At 66.9% G+C, this 15,788-nt stretch carries 17 protein-coding genes and 4 tRNA genes; 7 read left to right on the forward strand and 14 right to left on the reverse strand.

All coding sequences use genetic code 11. The annotated features are described in order from the left end of the window. The first annotated feature begins 58 nt into the window (after positions 1-58). Positions 59-367, forward strand: a complete 309-nt coding sequence (locus P3F85_RS06160) for a type II toxin-antitoxin system PemK/MazF family toxin (RefSeq protein ID WP_374010368.1) — start codon at positions 59-61, stop codon at positions 365-367. A 209-nt stretch (positions 368-576) separates the two neighbouring features. On the opposite strand, the gene P3F85_RS06165 is transcribed toward P3F85_RS06160, so the two are convergent. Beyond that, positions 577-649 (reverse strand) — tRNA-Val (locus tag P3F85_RS06165). Between the two features lie 157 nt (positions 650-806). On the opposite strand from P3F85_RS06165, the gene P3F85_RS06170 reads away from it, so the two are divergent. From P3F85_RS06170 to P3F85_RS06180, 3 genes are all read left to right on the forward strand, one after another. Then, a tRNA-Gly gene (locus P3F85_RS06170) sits at positions 807-879 on the forward strand. Between the two features lie 66 nt (positions 880-945). Beyond that, a tRNA-Cys gene (locus P3F85_RS06175) sits at positions 946-1,016 on the forward strand. 26 nt (positions 1,017-1,042) lie between these two features. Further along, positions 1,043-1,114, forward strand: a tRNA-Val gene (locus P3F85_RS06180). Between the two features lie 65 nt (positions 1,115-1,179). Here P3F85_RS06180 and P3F85_RS06185 read toward each other — a convergent pair. Beyond that, a complete protein-coding gene (locus tag P3F85_RS06185; RefSeq protein WP_374010369.1) occupies positions 1,180-1,377 on the reverse strand; it encodes a DUF1918 domain-containing protein in 198 nt (65 codons plus the stop codon). Between the two features lie 222 nt (positions 1,378-1,599). On the opposite strand from P3F85_RS06185, the gene P3F85_RS06190 reads away from it, so the two are divergent. Beyond that, positions 1,600-3,678, forward strand: a complete 2,079-nt coding sequence (locus P3F85_RS06190) for a protease pro-enzyme activation domain-containing protein (RefSeq protein ID WP_374010370.1) — start codon at positions 1,600-1,602, stop codon at positions 3,676-3,678. 87 nt (positions 3,679-3,765) lie between these two features. On the opposite strand, the gene P3F85_RS06195 is transcribed toward P3F85_RS06190, so the two are convergent. Further along, positions 3,766-4,131: a hypothetical protein gene (locus tag P3F85_RS06195; RefSeq protein WP_374010371.1), complete on the reverse strand. Its 366-nt coding sequence runs from the start codon at positions 4,129-4,131 to the stop codon at positions 3,766-3,768. Between the two features lie 196 nt (positions 4,132-4,327). On the opposite strand from P3F85_RS06195, the gene P3F85_RS06200 reads away from it, so the two are divergent. After that, positions 4,328-4,924, forward strand: a complete 597-nt coding sequence (locus P3F85_RS06200) for a hypothetical protein (RefSeq protein WP_374010372.1) — start codon at positions 4,328-4,330, stop codon at positions 4,922-4,924. Positions 4,925-5,000: 76 nt separating this feature from the next. On the opposite strand, the gene P3F85_RS06205 is transcribed toward P3F85_RS06200, so the two are convergent. The 9 genes from P3F85_RS06205 to P3F85_RS06245 all read right to left on the reverse strand — a co-directional run bounded on the left by P3F85_RS06205 (position 5,001) and on the right by P3F85_RS06245 (position 10,515). Then, positions 5,001-5,609 carry a lysostaphin resistance A-like protein gene (locus P3F85_RS06205; protein WP_374010373.1) on the reverse strand — a complete coding sequence of 203 codons (609 nt, stop codon included), beginning with the start codon at positions 5,607-5,609 and terminating at the stop codon, positions 5,001-5,003. Between the two features lie 166 nt (positions 5,610-5,775). Continuing rightward, on the reverse strand, positions 5,776-6,138 hold the full coding sequence (locus P3F85_RS06210; RefSeq protein ID WP_374010374.1) for a hypothetical protein: 363 nt from the start codon (positions 6,136-6,138) through the stop codon (positions 5,776-5,778). Positions 6,139-6,235: 97 nt separating this feature from the next. After that, a complete protein-coding gene (locus P3F85_RS06215; protein WP_374010375.1) occupies positions 6,236-6,925 on the reverse strand; it encodes an HAD family hydrolase in 690 nt (229 codons plus the stop codon). Next, a complete protein-coding gene (locus P3F85_RS06220; RefSeq protein ID WP_374010376.1) occupies positions 6,922-7,386 on the reverse strand; it encodes a hypothetical protein in 465 nt (154 codons plus the stop codon). The genes P3F85_RS06215 and P3F85_RS06220 overlap by 4 nt, the downstream gene beginning before the upstream one ends. Next, positions 7,383-7,889 (reverse strand): hypothetical protein, encoded by a 507-nt coding sequence (locus P3F85_RS06225; protein WP_374010377.1) that lies wholly within the window; start codon positions 7,887-7,889, stop codon positions 7,383-7,385. Before P3F85_RS06225 ends, P3F85_RS06220 begins: the two co-directional genes overlap by 4 nt. Before the next feature lie 46 nt (positions 7,890-7,935). After that, the gene (locus tag P3F85_RS06230; RefSeq protein WP_374010378.1) at positions 7,936-8,295 is read right to left on the reverse strand and encodes a hypothetical protein; all 360 of its coding nucleotides are present in this window, start codon (positions 8,293-8,295) and stop codon (positions 7,936-7,938) included. A 66-nt stretch (positions 8,296-8,361) separates the two neighbouring features. Beyond that, positions 8,362-9,093 carry a class I SAM-dependent methyltransferase gene (locus tag P3F85_RS06235; protein WP_374010379.1) on the reverse strand — a complete coding sequence of 244 codons (732 nt, stop codon included), beginning with the start codon at positions 9,091-9,093 and terminating at the stop codon, positions 8,362-8,364. A gap of 20 nt (positions 9,094-9,113) precedes the next feature. Further along, positions 9,114-9,419, reverse strand: a complete 306-nt coding sequence (locus P3F85_RS06240; protein WP_374010380.1) for a hypothetical protein — start codon at positions 9,417-9,419, stop codon at positions 9,114-9,116. 367 nt (positions 9,420-9,786) lie between these two features. Then, a complete protein-coding gene (locus P3F85_RS06245; RefSeq protein WP_374010381.1) occupies positions 9,787-10,515 on the reverse strand; it encodes a hypothetical protein in 729 nt (242 codons plus the stop codon). A 193-nt stretch (positions 10,516-10,708) separates the two neighbouring features. On the opposite strand from P3F85_RS06245, the gene P3F85_RS06250 reads away from it, so the two are divergent. Further along, positions 10,709-13,366 carry an excinuclease ABC subunit A gene (locus P3F85_RS06250; RefSeq protein WP_374010382.1) on the forward strand — a complete coding sequence of 886 codons (2,658 nt, stop codon included), beginning with the start codon at positions 10,709-10,711 and terminating at the stop codon, positions 13,364-13,366. 115 nt (positions 13,367-13,481) lie between these two features. Here P3F85_RS06250 and P3F85_RS06255 read toward each other — a convergent pair whose 3' ends face one another. After that, the gene (locus P3F85_RS06255) at positions 13,482-15,077 is read right to left on the reverse strand and encodes a PQQ-binding-like beta-propeller repeat protein (protein ID WP_374010383.1); all 1,596 of its coding nucleotides are present in this window, start codon (positions 15,075-15,077) and stop codon (positions 13,482-13,484) included. Then, positions 15,074-15,679 (reverse strand): RNA polymerase sigma factor, encoded by a 606-nt coding sequence (locus P3F85_RS06260; protein ID WP_374010384.1) that lies wholly within the window; start codon positions 15,677-15,679, stop codon positions 15,074-15,076. Before P3F85_RS06260 ends, P3F85_RS06255 begins: the two co-directional genes overlap by 4 nt. Between the last annotated feature and the right edge of the window lie 109 nt (positions 15,680-15,788).

Genomic DNA, 15,788 nt, shown 5'->3' on the forward strand with positions numbered 1-15,788 from the left:
CCGCATCCGCACCTCGTACAGCCCGAACCGCGACGGGGCAGCGGACCCTGGCGAGATCGTGTGGACGTGGGTGCCGTACGAGGAGGCGGACGGCCGTGGCAAGGACCGCCCGGTGCTCGTCGTCGCGGCCGAGAACGGCGGCAGCGTCCTGGCGGTCGCTCTGACCAGTCAGGAGCACCCGGGTCGCCCCGAGTACATCCCCATCGGGGCGGGGGAGTGGGACGGCCGCCACCGCCCCAGCTTCGTCCGCATCGACCGGGTCTACCGCGTGAAGCAGGCCGGGATGCGCCGGGAGGCCGCGGGCCTCGACGCGCGCCGCTTCGAGGTGGTGCGCCGGGCGCTGGCCGCGCGGTACGGCTGGGAGTGAGGCGCCGTGGTCGCGGGCACGCCCCGGTCGGAGATTCGCTCGCCGCCCGTTCGAATCTCCTTCCCTACTGCTTATCGAAGGAGATTCGACCGGTGATCTCCTTCGTTATGAAGGTCCCTTCCCGGTTGGCCTGGAGAATCGCGAGCGCGACGGCGCCGCGGCAGGGATGGAAACGAAAAACCCCCGGATAACCGGGGGTTTCTCTGGTGTGGGCGATGCCGGACTCGAACCGACGACCTCTTCCGTGTGAAGGAAGCGCGCTACCAACTGCGCCAATCGCCCGGGGCTTGCGAGATTCGATACTAGCCGACTCCGGGCGCCGGACGCACATCGACGCGGCCTTCCGGAACGACACTCCCGGTCGGCGTCACTGGTTTTGTCTTGCGCGTACGGATCGGCTAGAGTCTTTCAAGTGCCGCAGGGAACTGCGGAACGAAATGCGGATGTAGCGCAGTTGGTAGCGCATCACCTTGCCAAGGTGAGGGTCGCGAGTTCGAGTCTCGTCATCCGCTCGAGTCGGCCCGGTCTTTCGATCGGGCCTCTCAGGTACGGTACGGTTTTTCCGTGTTGTGGCGTTCGGTGGATTGGCCGAGAGGCGAGGCAGCGGCCTGCAAAGCCGTATACACGGGTTCGAATCCCGTATCCACCTCGATCCTGAGCTTCACGTTCAGGCTCGGGCGATTGGCGCAGCGGTAGCGCGCTTCCCTGACACGGAAGAGGTCACTGGTTCGATCCCAGTATCGCCCACAGAGAGAAGAACCGTGACAAACCCCCGGCCAACCGGGGGTTTTGTCGTTTCCGGCCTTCCGGCGTCAGCGTGTTCCGTCTCTGTGCTCGATGTGTGCGTCTGGGCCCGGGAAGACGGTCGTCGTGCGGCCGTCGTCTTCCCACCTCACGACGTACGGCGGTGCGCCGTCGGCGCCATGCACTTCCTCGATGTAGCCGACCCGGGCCGGCTCGTCGAGGTGGTTCGAGGAGATCACCAGGAAATCTCCGGTTCTCGCTTGCATCGCCCGTCCTCCTCAACTGTCCGACTGGCTTCGACGGTATAACGGCCGGCCATGACGTCCAGGGTCGAAAGTCCTTCAGAGCCCTGCCCTGCCGGCCCCGAGCGCCCGGGAACTCTCATCCCTGTACGTTTTCTCAGACGCTGGATCTTTGTTCCGGCTGACGCAGAGGCGTTGGATTGAGGGGCGCCAACAGCGCGACTCCCGCATCGATGAAAGGACATCATGCGCACGACCTCACGAACCCTCAGGGCCGCAGCCGTCACCGCCGGTGCGGCCCTTCTGTTTGCTGCTGCAGCCGCAACGCCGGCCGCAGCGGCCCCGGGCAGGAGCGCTCTGCCCGGCAGCCAGCCCGCCTGGGCCAACGCCAAGGCCCTCCGCTCGGCTGCCCCCGCGACGGACACCGTCGACATCCGCGTGTACCTGCCGTGGCGGAACGCGTCAGCGGCCGCTCAAACGGCGCTGGATGTGTCGACGCCGGGCTCGGCCCGCTACCGCGCGTTCCTGACACCGCAGGCGTTCCGGCAGCAGTTCGCGCCCAGCCAGTCCAGCGTCGTCGCTGTGCAGCAGTTCCTACGTAGCGCCGGGTTCTCGATCGTCGACACTCCCAGCAATAACCGCTACGTCTCGGCTGAGGGCACCGTCGCCCAGGCGCAGAGCGCGTTCAGCGTCACGTTGGGGGAGTACAGCGCGTATGGGACCACGCTGCGCGCTCCCGAGTCGGCCGTCACGGTCCCGTCGTCTCTTGCGGGCATCGTGGAGAGCGTGGCGGGCCTCGACCAGGGCGCCTCGCTCATCCAGCCGACCAGCACAAGCGGCAATGGCAACGGCAACGCGCCGAAGCAGAATCACGGAGCGCCTTCGGCCGGCTTCCGCGCCGGGCAGCCCTGCTCGCTCTGGTACGGCGAGAAGACAGTGGCCATGCCCAACGCACCCGCTTACGGCACCACCACGAAGCCGATCGCCCCGTGCGGCTACACGCCGGCCCAGGTGCGCGGCCTGTACGGGCTCGACACTGTGGCTGCGACGGGAGCCGGCCAGACGGTCGCCTTCGTCGGAGCGAACGCGAGCCCGACGCTCGTTCAGGATGTGACCAAGTACAGCAGCCTGCACAACCTGCCGGCGCCGAAGATCACGCAGCTGGTGGCCCCGGGCGTGTACAAGCACCCCGACACTCCGCAGCAGGTCCCGGGCGACTACTACGGCGAGGAGACGCTGGACGCCGAGGCGATCCACACCACGGCTCCGGATGCCAGCCTCCTGTACGTCGCCTCCGCCAACGCTCGGCAGGACTTCGACGCGTCGGTGAACCACATCGTCGACAAGCACCTGGCGAGCATCCTCTCGATCAGCTACGGGTTCGCGGGGGAGGCAGTGCCGCAGGGCTTCGTCAACAGCCTCAACAACACCTTCATCGAGGCGGCGGCGACAGGCGTCGGCGTGTTCGTCTCGAGTGGTGACAGCGGCGACGAGGTCGGTTCGTTCGGCACTCCGACAGTCGACTTCTACGCGGACAGCCCGTTTGTGACGGCGGTCGGCGGATCGTCGGCCTCAGTCGTCCCGACAGCGGCGGCAACGGGCCTCGGCTACTCCGCGATCGACGACCCGTCATCCGCTCTGAACCGGGCCGGCTGGAAGCGGTCGTTCGAGGTCGGCTGGCAGACGGGTCTCGACCCGGTCACGGCGACGCCGACGGACCACATCACCAGCGCCCCGTACGAGTTGGATGGCACACTGGCGGCCCCGCTGCCAGGAACGTTCAACGGAGGCGGGGGCGGCGGCGTGAGCCGCCTGTTCGCTCAGCCCGGTTACCAGGCGGCGGCCGTGGGCGCGGCCTCTGGCCGGCTGGTCCCCGACGTCAGTGCCCTCGCCGATCCGAACACTGGGCTGCTGGTGGGCCAGACGCAGGCGTTCACCGACGGGACGTACTACGACGAGTACCGCATCGGCGGCACGTCGGTGGCCGCTCCGCTGACCGCGGGCATGGCCGCTGTCGCCAACCAGGTGGCGGGCGCGCCGCTCGGGTTCCTGAACCCGCGCATCTACGCGGCGTACGCGTCGGGTGGATCGGCGTTCTATGACGTCGACCAGGCCGACCTGTTCGGGACGACCGTGCAGTCGCCGCTCCCGTCGGTGCTCCGCGTGAACTATGTGAACAGCGAGAACGCGGCGGGCGGGCTGAGCTACAGCCTCCGCACGCAGGAGGAGCCGAACCAGACCCTCCACAGCACGAAGGGCTACGACACGGCGACCGGGGTCGGCACGCCCAACGGTGCGGCGTTCTTCGCCGGCATCGCCAAGTAGCGCGGCCGCATCGCGCGACGAACGAACCCTCGCTGCCTTCGGGCAGCGAGGGTTTCGTTTTCTACGCCCGGAGCTCGTCGCTGGGTGTCAGCCGCGGTGCGGCCACGAGATCTCCGGGTACGGATAGGGCGCGTCGGGGACGGTCCAGAAGACGACGAGCGTCGCCAGCACCGCGGCACCGACGACGCCGAGTGCGATGAAGGTCACCCAACACGGCCGTAGGCACACGGCCGTGATGACCAGGGCGACTGGGAGCCAGCCGACGAAGATAAGCACCGTCAGGATGAACATCCGCGTGACGAAGTTCAGCTGGATGATGAGGTACCAGTCGACAGCGGCCATGAGCAGCAGCACCAGCACAGCCATCGCAACGAGGATGTTCGCCGCGACGGTGCCCCGGCGGAACCGCGTTGTCGCCTGCGCGACGGCGACGGTGCGTTCCGATACCGTCATCCGATCCCCGATCCCCGATCCCCGATCGTCGATGAAGGGTACCGCGCGAGCTCGCTGACGCGCACAATTTGCCAATGGAGCTGGCGCTGGAGCTCTAGTCAAACGGAACGCCCGGGGCGTATCAGTGGTATCTCTCATGGTGTGGACCGCACACCAAAGCGGCGGGTCTTGCGGTGCAGGCGCTCCGCGTGGTCGGGTGTCCATCATGAGCTTTTTCCCACCGGACCCGCCCGAAGACGAGACGGCAAACGGCGAGCACGTCCCTGACCCGTGGTGGAAGCCATCCGACGATGAGCTCCCGGCGATTTTCCCGATCAACGAGACGATCGCGATGAACGACACGGCGGCGCTGATCCTGACCATGGCGCGCATCTACAGCAACGGAGTCGAGTTCGTGATAGACCGGCGCCTCCGGCGGGGCGACATGACTCGTCGGGAGTGGATGGAGATGCAGCCGGGCATCCATGGTCACTTCGTGCGCTTCGACCCCGACCGGCTCCGCTACGGCGCTGTGCTCGGCGACGGGCAGCAGCTGATCACCGACCGAGCCCCTGGAATGTACGGCGTGACCCCTGAGAAGCACAGCCTCAATCAATCAGGCGGTGGTGGCGGCGGCGGTGAGGACAACTACCGGTTCGACGACGCGATATGGCTCTGGCCACTCCCGCCGGAGGGACCGGTAGAGATCGTCGCCCAGTGGCCGGCGTTCGGCATCCCCGAATCGCACGTCGTGCTCGACAGCGGGCCGCTGCGTGACATGGCTACCCAGGCACGACCGGTCTGGGACTCCTAGCCAGCGAGCTCTCCGAGTTAGCTCCGGTCAGGGCTGACCGAGAAGCGTCGTCCACCTCGCGATCGAGGTCGCGGCGTCATTGCGTCAACAGAGTGACGCCTGCGATGAGGTTGAGGAGCGCGTGCGTCACCACGGCTCCTCCGAGGCGCCCGGTCCGTGTGGCGAGGTAGCCGTTCACCACCGCGAGTGCGAATGTATGCAATTCGAGGTTGACCAGCGACGCCGGTCCGGAGACTTCATACAGGTGCGCCAATGCGAACACGACCGCCGACACGAGCACACTGACGTGGATCGGCAGGGTGGAGGTGCGTCCGTCGGCTCGCTGGCCTCCACCATGCCGAATCAGCCAGATCCGGATCCACCGCATCAACAGTCCGCGAAACAGCAATTCCTCGACGGGTGCAGCGACCAACGTCGGGATGAAGAAGACAGCGACCACATCCCACACCCGGTCACCCGACAGGTGGATGTTGGTGCTCACGGGGCCGAGGGACCGCGCGATCGGTCCGAACACGACCGCGACGAAGTACAGGCCCACCGCTGCGCCTGCGGCGTAGAGCAGGTCGACCGGACGAATTGCCCATCCGAAGTCGGCTCGCAGTGAACCCAGCCCGCGGCTGCGCGACGCCGCGATCAGCACAGCCAGCGACCACGCATAGACGGCAACAGCGAGAATCGCAGACACCGCTGGCCCCGCGTCGCCTCCGATATGAAGACGAACGGAGAACAGCCGAGCCAACACGACCAGGGCCACGATCGGCGCTACGGCGACCAGGAACCACCAGCCGTTCCAGCGAATCCTCGCAGCGGGGCGTACGACGCGGCCGCGTAGAGGTCCGGCCCGACCTCGCTCATAGGCCTGAACCTCGTGGCGGGTCGGCGCCGCCTACCTGGATATGCCCATCCGTCCCAATAACGATCTGTCGACTCCACTGATCGGGCATCGGACACGGCCCACCCTTCTCGCCCGGGATGAGCACGAGCGCCATCGACGCGGTCTCGGTCGTGGTGTCCGCCTGGTCGTTCAGCGTGACCACGAGGTCGTGCTTCTTCGTGAGGTCCACAGTGTGCGGGACCACAACTTCAAAGGACGAATCGCTTCCGTCGTCGTGATCGCACGAGCCGGCGTAGCAGGCGTGAACCGTGCCATTCGGATGCAGGCGGAGCCAGATGGACGTGTCGACGTCGATGTGAGGGGGGCGGATGTCGGGCATCGAGCAGACCGTGTACAACGGAGCGCAACCAGCGAGGAGCGTCACGGTGAGCAGGCTCGCGACCAGGCCTGCGCCACTGCGCGACCGCATCAGGGCCTCAATCCGAGCACTGCGCACGGACGGCAGCGATCGTGGTCGCGTTGTCGACATGGAGGTGAGCGCGCATCCCGAGCCGGCGGGCGGCGGCGACGTTGTCGGCGACGTCATCGATGAAGAGAACGCCGCTTGGCTGTGCGCCCATCTGATCGAGGGCGATGTGGAATGCTCCAGCGTCAGGCTTCGTGACACCGATCTCGTGGCTGTAGCAGATCGGGTCGAAGACCCGCGAGAAACCGTACCGGCGTTCTTCCTCTTCACGGGCGCCATCACCGGAGTTGGACAGGATGGCGAGGCCCACCTGTCCCTGCAGCCGTCCGAGGAAAGCGAGAAGTTCGTCATTCGCGACACCGCAGTAGTCGTCCCAGAAGTCGCATCGCATAGACGCGAGTTGCTCGGGCGATGCCCCCAATGCGCCCCCGATTCCCCGCCAGTACGCGTCCGCGACAGCCTTATTGCGCGCAGCGTCAGGAAGATCCGCTTCAGCTATCCGCTGCGTGAACTCCTCGGCAGTCAGTCCGAGAACGGGAGCCCAACGACTCGCGAAGCTTCCCGCCCGACCTGAGTCGTCGACGATCTCCAGCACGCCGCCGATGTCGAGGAGCAGCCACGAAGCTGGCTGGCTCGGTCCGGTCTGGGGCTCCACGGACCCCTCGAGTACGTCTTCGAGCTCGCGGGGCGCCGTTGTCACGAGGTCCTGCTGCCGGGCTGTTTCGCTGGAACCCTCCTTGGCAGCAGCAGAAGAACGACAGGCAAAGCTGCCGCGATGAGGATGGCTGCGCCGATGAAGTTGTCGAGCGGCGGGTTTCCCGAGAGGATGTCGATCGGCTCGCCGATGCAGCCGACGAGGACGACGAGTGCGAGCGGGACGATCGCTACGAGCCCCCTCCGTCCGCGCCAGGCTCTCACGGCGCCGAAGACCAGAGCGGCAGCGCCGGCCACGCACGCGACGATGAAGAACGCGACGCCGCGGTTTGCTGCGTTGCTGCCGAGGTTGCCCAGGATGCCGCGGCCGCTGGTCCAGCTGATCGTCAGCATCACGGCTAAGCCGATCAGCACGCACGCGTAGACGCAGGCGAGGACGGCGGCGATGACGACACCTGTCGTTCGAGGGAGGCGCGCGCGCTGCTTGGTGGGTGACGTCGTGCTCATCCGGATCCTGGAATCAGCACGCCGATGGGCGTGCCGTTCTCGTCGCACGAAGTGATGGCGTGCTGCATGTCACCGTGATACGGCTCGCCCCACGGATTGAATGTCGCCCCCACGACGACCGGAGGCGTGAGCGTGGTGTCGACAAGGAGCGCCCCGACCTCGCTTTCCAGCCCATGTGTTGCGAGCATCTTCAACATCTGCAAAGTCGTCGGAGCGGTATTCACAATCGCGACGAACTGCGGGTCCGAGAGGGAGCCTTTCACGTGCTGCAGGTATGCATTCTCCAGTGCGGTCTGCATCGTAGCGAGCACCGCGCAACTCTCGCCGATGCGGTCGCGCGGATCCGAGAACACCGGGGAAGCCGTAGGGGTGGGGCTCGGTGGATCCGAGTGCGGCCGAGCGACCGACGGAGCGGTACATCCCGTCACACCCAGTGCGAAAGACAACACGGCTATGGCGCCGAGTGCTGTGCGCGCCGTTCCCCTGTTCAGCTTGAGCTTCATCGTTCCTCCCCGAGGGTGATCGTAGCGGGCCAGCGGGCACGATGCGCTAACCACCGGGGATCGGAGCGGGCGTGTGAAGGAACAGCATCGCCGTGGCGCACAGAGAGACGCTGGCACTGATCCCGAGGACCGGCACCAGCCAGGCGCGCCGCGACACCGTGAGCCCGACCAGGAAGGTCACCAGCACGGAGCACGCGAAGGGCGCCACCGCACCGGCGACGGCGAGTTGCAGCGCTGGCCCCATCCGGTAGAGCTCGTCTCGACCGACCGTGGGGCCGCCGATTGCGAGGGCAACGCTAAGGGCCAGCATGACGAGCACGAAGACGATGGCGCCGTGCAGGACGAGGAGCATGGCGGCGGTAAGGACCGGACGGCGATGACGCAGCGGCGTGAGCGTCGTGGTCATGGCGCTCAAGCTATCGGATTGCTCCGACGACCTCTCGTTGTCGGGCGCAGCATGGTCGTGTCGAGATCATCGGAGAACGAAGAGCAGGAATGCAAGGAATCGTCCGCTGGGGCGGTTCTCGAACTCTTCGGGGAATCGCTCGTATGCCGCAGGTGAAGGCGCTGGTTCGCTTATCGTCTCGATGCGGAAGCCAGCGGCAGTGAATGCGTCGGTCATCGCGTGCAGCGGTCGGTCCCAGAACGTGAGTTCGGCTGTGCCGTCGCCCATCGTCCACTTTTCAGTGCGTGCGCGCGTTCCGAAATACTCGGACGTACCTCCGGAGAGTCGGTCGCCCAGGAAAGTCGCGGACGGGTGTTCTTCGGAGACGATCAGCCGGCCGCCCGGCTTCAGCACTCGTCGGAACTCGGACAGAGTCGGACCCCAGTCCTTCAGGTAGTGCAACGCCTGGGACACGATGACATCGTCGAACGTGTCATCGGAGAACGGCAGCGGAGTTGCCAAGTCGGCCAGGAATAGGTCCGCGTCGGCGCCGAGCCGATGCCTGGCCTGGTCGAGTATCCCAGCGCTGGAGTCGAAACCCGTGACGATGGCGCCGCGGTCGCGCAGGTCAGAGAGGATCGGTCCCGACCCGCAGCCGGCGTCGAGAACTCGATGACCAGTAACGTCACCGGCAAGCTCGACCAGCGCAGGCCGGTTGTAGTACTCGTTCAGGAGGCTTGTCTCGTTGAGCGCCGCGTAGCCTTCCGCGATGCTGTCGTACGCGGCAACTACGGAGTCTTCTGCGGGTGTCGTCGTCATGGGCGTCAGCGGATCTGAGGTCACAGATCCACCGGCCGGGAGTCGGCCACCGGGGCGCGCGCGGTCAGCTCCCGACTCACGTGCGCCATCACGACGGAGGCTCCGATCAGTGCCACGCCGAGTGGTATGAGCACCTGGCCGATGATGCGGACCACAAGGTCGAGCAGCACGAGCAACGCCTGGTCGACATTCGGCGCGGAGTAGTCCTGCTGGACGATGGCCGCATAGCCGATCTGTGGCACCAGGATGGTCAGCAGCACTCCGGCAAGTGTGAGGCCGATGCCCCACCACAGCACCACTTTGGGTCGCAGCTTCGATTCGCTCAAGGACGTCCCCCTTCGTCGCGGCTGTGACGATGCTAGCGGGCCAGCCGAATCGCCACTCAAGACCACGCGGCGGGGGACAGGGCGGAACGATAAAGTGCGGGCCATGAACGGATCGAGCAGAGTCGTTGGTGGCGCACTGATTGCCGTGCTGTTCGCAACGTTGCTTCAGCGGGCGCTGGGTCGCGCGAACGTATCTGCCTGGCTGGCTCCGAGGTTCCGGACGGCGGAGCGATCCATTTCAGTGAACGGTTCTGAAGATCCCTCTGACGGTGGCCAAGATCTGGCTGGATTCTTCGATCTGGCCGAGGTACGAGCGTGCCTTCTTCAAGACGTTCGGACTGAACCAGTTCGTCTTGCTGTAGGTGGATCACGGCAGAATCCCTGGCTTCTTCTTTGGGAACAAGTCCTTGAACGATGCCCCGCAGTTGTAGTCGTTCACGGCGCTGGATGCCCATGCCGACGCAAATGAGAGGGGTTCGATCTTCTCACTCGACTTCAGGGCATTGGCGGTGTTGACAGCGGCCCAGGAACACTGCCAGAGGAAGGTGCGGGTCTTCGACCTGAATTTGTTGGTCGCTATGTTTGCCGCGTAGCCCTTTCCCAGGTCGGCGAGTTTCTTCGCCTGCTGGTTGTAGAACAGCCAGCTGGAGGTGATGAGTGCAGTCGCGACACCGAACTTCACGTTGGTCAGCGAGCTGAGCCACACCGTCTCACCCGGTGCGACGACCCACTCGGTGTGAGAGAAGCCCGCCCAAGTCGTGAACTTCGAGAACAGTGATGTTGCACTGTTCGTCGCGTGCTTGATGGCACTCGTGCGCGGCACGTTGCCGGTGTAAATCGCGTCGTAGAAGGCCCAGACGACCGGCGAGTCGTTGGTGAAGCTGTACTGGTAGTCGCCCAACCGCTGTGGTTGCCCGAGGTCGCACAGCGTGAGCATGTCGTTGTACTCCGCCTCCAGTTCCGTCTCGGCGTAGGTCTCAACGCCGACCGAGGGTGCCTCGCAGTCGCGGGCGCCGGCGGCAGCCGGGCCGGCTGACGCTGAGACGACGCCGACTCCGAGGACGGCAGCGAGTGCCAAAGCCAACGCGCGTTTCACCAGAATCCCTCCATCGGGTCTGCTTGGCAGCATTATGAGGGCGCGTCACTTTTGCGGCAACGCATCGTGAGTCACCGCGACCCCTAGCGCTTCGATGCCCTGAGGGGATCATGGGTGGATCGGGTTCACGATCGTTCCGCCCTGCCCCGGTCGTAGACGCTGTCAGCATCCGGCGGTGAAGGAGGGTCCGACCATGACCAACGAAACGCCGTCCGCGATTCAGCCGGATGTTCAGGTGCGCGGCGCCCGGGAGCACAACCTCCAGAATGTGGACCTCACGGTCCCGCGCGATGCCATGGTCGTGTTCACCGGCGTATCCGGGTCGGGAAAGTCGTCGCTCGCGTTCGGGACGCTGTTCGCCGAGTCGCAGCGCCGGTATCTGGAGTCGGTCGCCCCGTACGCGAGGCGCCTGATCGACCAGGCCGGTGTCCCCGACGTCGACTCGATCACCGGGATGCCGCCGGCCGTGGCACTGCAGCAGCAGCGCGGTGGACGCAGCCCACGGTCGACAGTGGGAAGCATCACGACGCTGTCCAGTCTGGTCAGGATGCTGTACTCACGGGCGGGGGACTACCCGGACGGTCAGCCCATGCTCTACGCGGAGGACTTCTCGCCGAACACGGTGCAAGGCGCCTGCCCGGAATGCCACGGCCTCGGCCGGGTGTACGCGGTCACCGAGCAGCAGATGGTCCCGGACCCCTCGCTCACGATCCGGGAGCGAGCGATCGCCTCCTGGCCGACGGCCTGGCACGGGCAGAACCAGCGGGACATCCTCGTCTCCCTGGGCTACGACGTCGATACCCCCTGGCGCGACCTTCCGCGCGAGGACCGGGACTGGATCCTCTTCACCGAGGACCGGCCGACCGCACCGGTGTACGCCGGACTCACGCCGGCGCAGACGCGGAGAGCGATCTCCGCGCGAATGGAACCGAGCTATCAGGGAACGTTCGTCGGCGCTCGCCGCTACGTGCTCGACACGTTCGCGACGACCAAGAGCGCATCGATGAAGCGGCGCGTTGCGGAGTACCTCACCTCCGCTGTATGCCCGGTGTGCCACGGGAAGCGTCTCAAGCCGGAGGCGCTCTCCGTGACGTTCGAAGGGCTCGACATCGCGGAGCTCTCACGCCTCCCGCTCCGCGAGCTCTCCGGCCGGCTCGCGGCGTTGGTGGCCGCAGCCCGCGAGGAGCTCACCACCACCGGGGCAGCCCTCGGCGAGGACGCGCGCCGGGAGGCGACGCAGCAGAGGGTCGCCGCGGGCGGAGCGTCCCATGCCGCGGCTCCGGACGTGCGGCGGACCCCGAACCAGTCGGTGGAGAAGCGCGCAGCTGCCGTTCGCCTGGCCGCCGAGCTGCTGGAACGCCTGCGGCCGATCATCGACCTGGGGCTGGGGTACCTGTCCTTGCACCGGACGACGCCGACACTGTCCGGGGGAGAGCTGCAGCGGCTGCGGCTCGCCACCCAGCTGAGCTCCGAGCTGTTCGGCGTCGTGTACGTGCTCGACGAACCCTCGGCGGGTCTCCACCCTCAGGACGTGAATGCCCTCCTGGGCATCCTCGAGGGCCTCAAGAAACGAGGCAACAGCCTCTTCGTGGTCGAGCATTCGGTTGACGTCATGCGGCACGCGGACTGGCTGGTGGACATCGGACCCGGAGCAGGAGAGCGCGGCGGACGCGTCATCTACAGCGGAGCACCGGATGGCCTGGCGGATGTCGACGAGTCGGTGACCCGCGGCTACCTGTTCGGCCAGCGCGGGCTCGCTCCACGGACTCCGCGCGAGCCGACAGGGTGGCTGAAGCTCGAACGGATCGACCGCAACAACCTGCGGAACGCATCGGTCTCCCTCCCGCTCGGAGCCTTCACCGCCGTGACCGGTGTATCGGGGTCGGGCAAGTCGAGCCTGGTCAGCCAGGCGCTTCCCGCGCTGCTCGGGGAGTACCTGGGTCGGCCTGTCACGGTGATCGACGACGCTCCGGAGACCGACGATCTGCTTCTCGCGGATGCGCCCGAGGTGCTCGAAGGAACCGTCTCCGGAGATCTACGCGGCGTCCGTCGCGTGGTGAACATCGACCAGAAGCCCATCGGCCGCACGCCGCGCTCCAACGTCGCCACCTACACGGGCCTGTTCGACCATGTCCGCCGCCGGTTCGCGGAGACACCGGAGGCGCGGTCGCGGGGGTACCGGCCCGGCCGCTTCTCCTTCAACGTGGCCGAGGGCCGCTGCCCCACCTGCGAAGGCGAGGGGGCAGTCATGGTCGAGTTGTTGTTCCTGCCGTCGGTCTACACGGTCTGCCCCGAATGCCACGGCACCCGGTACAAGGACGACACGCTCGAGATCACCTGGCGCGAGCGGAACATCGCCGAGATTCTGGCGCTGTCCGTGGAGGAGGCTCACGCCTTCTTCAACGGAGAGGAGGAGATCGTGCGCTCGCTCACCGCGCTTGTGGATGTAGGGCTCGGATACCTGAGGCTGGGCCAGCCGGCGACCGAGTTGTCCGGCGGCGAGGCACAACGGGTGAAGCTCGCCTCCGAGCTCCAGCGCGCCCAACGCGCCGACACCCTGTACGTGCTCGACGAACCGACCTCCGGACTCCACTGCGCCGACGCCGATCGCCTCATCGATCACCTGCAGAGCCTGGTGGATGCCGGAAACACGGTGGTCGTGGTCGAACTCGACATGCGGGTCGTCGCCACCGCCGACTATGTCGTCGAGCTCGGTCCGGGCGCGGGCGACAGCGGCGGGACGGTCGTCGCAGCGGGAACGCCCCAGGAGGTCGCGGGTGCGACCGGCACGGCCTCGGCTCCGTACCTGGCAGCGGCCCTCGAGGAGGCATCCGTGGTCGGTGGCCGGTAGCTTCCGGCCGCGCTGCAGAAGAGGAAGAAATGACGAACGGCCCGCGGTTCCCCCGATCCGCGAGCCGTTCGCCGTCCCCCTTATTCCCCCCTCTTTTTCTCCCCCCGGTTCTGGGTCAGCCAACCGACTCGATGTGGCCGCCGATCTGGCGTACGAGGATTCCGCCCGCGAAGAACCAGTGCTCTCCGGCCTTCGTCGGCGTGCTCCAGAGCTGGGCTCCGGTCGACAGGTCGTATGCGGTGCCCGTTCCGGCTTCATCCCAGTAATTGTGCGGATAGAGGACGTCGCTGCCGAAGACGGGGCCGCCGGTCTTCTGAGGCGCGAAGTCGACACCGTGAAGCACAGCACCGGAATGCGCGTCCAGCCGGCACAGGTCGGTGCCGTTGGTGAAGGTGATGGAGTCGTGGGCCGGATCCATCGCCGTGATCACGTAGCCCGGACGGAGGCCGGCTGCGCAGCTTGTCGCATCGACGCTCCACACATCCGAGCCCGTCCGGGCGTCGATCAATTCGATGGACGCAGCGGAGAACTCGACGAGGTACCCGGTCGGAGCGTGGAGGATGGCCGGAACGCCCGGCTCAGCCGATGCTTCTTCGACGACTCCGATCGACGAGTCCGCCGCCTTGGTACGGGACCACAGGGTGGAGCCATCGGCGGGATCGACCGCGGTCATGGCCACGCGTCCATCGGGCTGAGACACGACCTGCACGGCCGCGCCGTCGGCGACCTCCGGGCTCTGGAAGGCGCCCGGGATGAGATGCCCGTCATCCACGGACACCAACGCACTGTTGTATCCCGTCGCGCCCGAGTACGACATGCCGACCAGGCCGGTCACGCCGAGTGGGAAGAGCGAGGCGCTCGTTCCGTCGACGGCGGTCGTCCATCGCGGGTTCCCGAAGTCGAGCGGGTCGACGCGGGCGATCTGCGGCTGCGCCGTCGGGAGCGTCATGATGACGTCTCCTGAGTCTCCGGGTACGGCGACCGGATCCTGGTAACGCTGATCGCCGGGATCGAAGGAGCCGAGCATACTGCCGTCGGCCAGCGCGATGATTTCGTGCGGTCCGCCCGAGCGCTCGGGGTTGTAGACGAGCAGGCGACCCGACGTTCCGAGCACGGTGGTGGTGACGCGCGTGCCGCCGTAGGACTGGTCAAGGGGAACCGCCCACGCCCACTGGCGTGACCACACAGCTTTGCCGGCGGCGGTGTCCACGAGGGTGAGGGAGACGTTCTGGTTCGCGGCATCGCAGTTCCCCGCGTCGCCCACCTCGACGGCACCCATCTGGAACAGGGCCAGCCCGTCGGCGATATTGATGGTCGAGTACTGCTCGCAGGGGTCTCCGCTGGCTGGCAGATCCAGGGCCCAGGACGGCTTCGCCGGGAGGGACGTGACATCGCGCGGTGCGATCAATGAGCTCTGCACCGCGATCGGCCGCGGCGTCGGCGTGGGCGTCGGGGTCGGCGTGGGCGTCGGTGTGACCGTCTGCGTCGGTGCGGGCGCCGGGGCGGGCGGGGTGTCGTCGCCCCCGAAGTGGATGACGCCGGTGAGGGCGAGCGCTGCCGTTCCTCCGGCGAGGACGAGCGCGATGGCGGAGAGCACGCTGGTCAACAGGATCTGGAGGTGCTTGCGGCGGCGCGGCTCGTCGGCGACGGTGTCGATCAGCAGCTGCCGGATGGCGGCGCTGCGCTCGGGGGTGAAGTCCGTGGTGCTCATCGTGCACCTCCTTCGAGGATCGTGGAGTCGGTATCGGAGACCGCAGCGAGCGGCGAGGCCAGTTCGGTGAGCCGTTTACGAGCGCGGGAGAGGCGCGACTTGACGGTGCCCTCGGGGACGCCGAGGGCGTCGGCCGCCTGCGCGGTGGTGAGCTCCTCGAGCACGCACAGCGTGATGACGTCCTGATCGCGTTTGCTCAGCTTCGTGAACGCCTCGCGCACCTTGCGGTCGCGGCCGGCGCCGTCGAGCGTGTCGTCCACCGCGGGAGCGTGGTCCTCCTGCGGCGCTGGTATGGGGATCCTCGCGAGCGCGGTTCGATAGCGGCGCAGCCCCCGGGCGTGGTTGCGGACGGCGAAGTTGGTCGTCACCAGGAGCCAGCCGATGATGGACCCGTCGACCAGGCGCACGGACTCGCGCTTGCGCCATGCTTCGAGGAAGACGACTGCAGTCACATCCTCGGCGTCGTGCCGTTCGCGCACCAGCCGCAGCGCGTGGCCGAAGACGCGGTCGCGGTGGCGGTCGAACAGCGACGCGAACGCGGGGCCGTCCCCGCCGCGTGCCGCCGACCAGGCCGCGGCCTCGTCGAACTCATCCGTGCTCATACCCTCTACTGTCCGGACCGGCCCGGATGGTTCCATTTCGGGTGCACCGGGAAATAGCTGCATTCAGAAAGCCCAGGAAGCATAACCGAACACACGAATCGCAGCCGCA

This window comes from Leifsonia sp. T36S-04 (assembly GCF_042465655.1).
GTDB lineage: Bacteria > Actinomycetota > Actinomycetes > Actinomycetales > Microbacteriaceae > Leifsonia.

What these genes read in the sequence shown, in the direction of transcription:
- P3F85_RS06185 (WP_374010369.1), bottom strand. Translation starts at nt 1,377, where the DNA reads ATGCAAGCGAGAACCGGAGATTTCCTGGTGATCTCCTCGAACCACCTC.
- P3F85_RS06190 (WP_374010370.1), top strand. Translation starts at nt 1,600, where the DNA reads ATGCGCACGACCTCACGAACCCTCAGGGCCGCAGCCGTCACCGCCGGT.
- P3F85_RS06195 (WP_374010371.1), bottom strand. Translation starts at nt 4,131, where the DNA reads ATGACGGTATCGGAACGCACCGTCGCCGTCGCGCAGGCGACAACGCGG.
- P3F85_RS06210 (WP_374010374.1), bottom strand. Translation starts at nt 6,138, where the DNA reads ATGCCCGACATCCGCCCCCCTCACATCGACGTCGACACGTCCATCTGG.
- P3F85_RS06220 (WP_374010376.1), bottom strand. Translation starts at nt 7,386, where the DNA reads ATGAGCACGACGTCACCCACCAAGCAGCGCGCGCGCCTCCCTCGAACG.
- P3F85_RS06225 (WP_374010377.1), bottom strand. Translation starts at nt 7,889, where the DNA reads ATGAAGCTCAAGCTGAACAGGGGAACGGCGCGCACAGCACTCGGCGCC.
- P3F85_RS06230 (WP_374010378.1), bottom strand. Translation starts at nt 8,295, where the DNA reads ATGACCACGACGCTCACGCCGCTGCGTCATCGCCGTCCGGTCCTTACC.
- P3F85_RS06235 (WP_374010379.1), bottom strand. Translation starts at nt 9,093, where the DNA reads ATGACGACGACACCCGCAGAAGACTCCGTAGTTGCCGCGTACGACAGC.
- P3F85_RS06250 (WP_374010382.1), top strand. Translation starts at nt 10,709, where the DNA reads ATGACCAACGAAACGCCGTCCGCGATTCAGCCGGATGTTCAGGTGCGC.
- P3F85_RS06255 (WP_374010383.1), bottom strand. Translation starts at nt 15,077, where the DNA reads ATGAGCACCACGGACTTCACCCCCGAGCGCAGCGCCGCCATCCGGCAG.
- P3F85_RS06260 (WP_374010384.1), bottom strand. Translation starts at nt 15,679, where the DNA reads ATGAGCACGGATGAGTTCGACGAGGCCGCGGCCTGGTCGGCGGCACGC.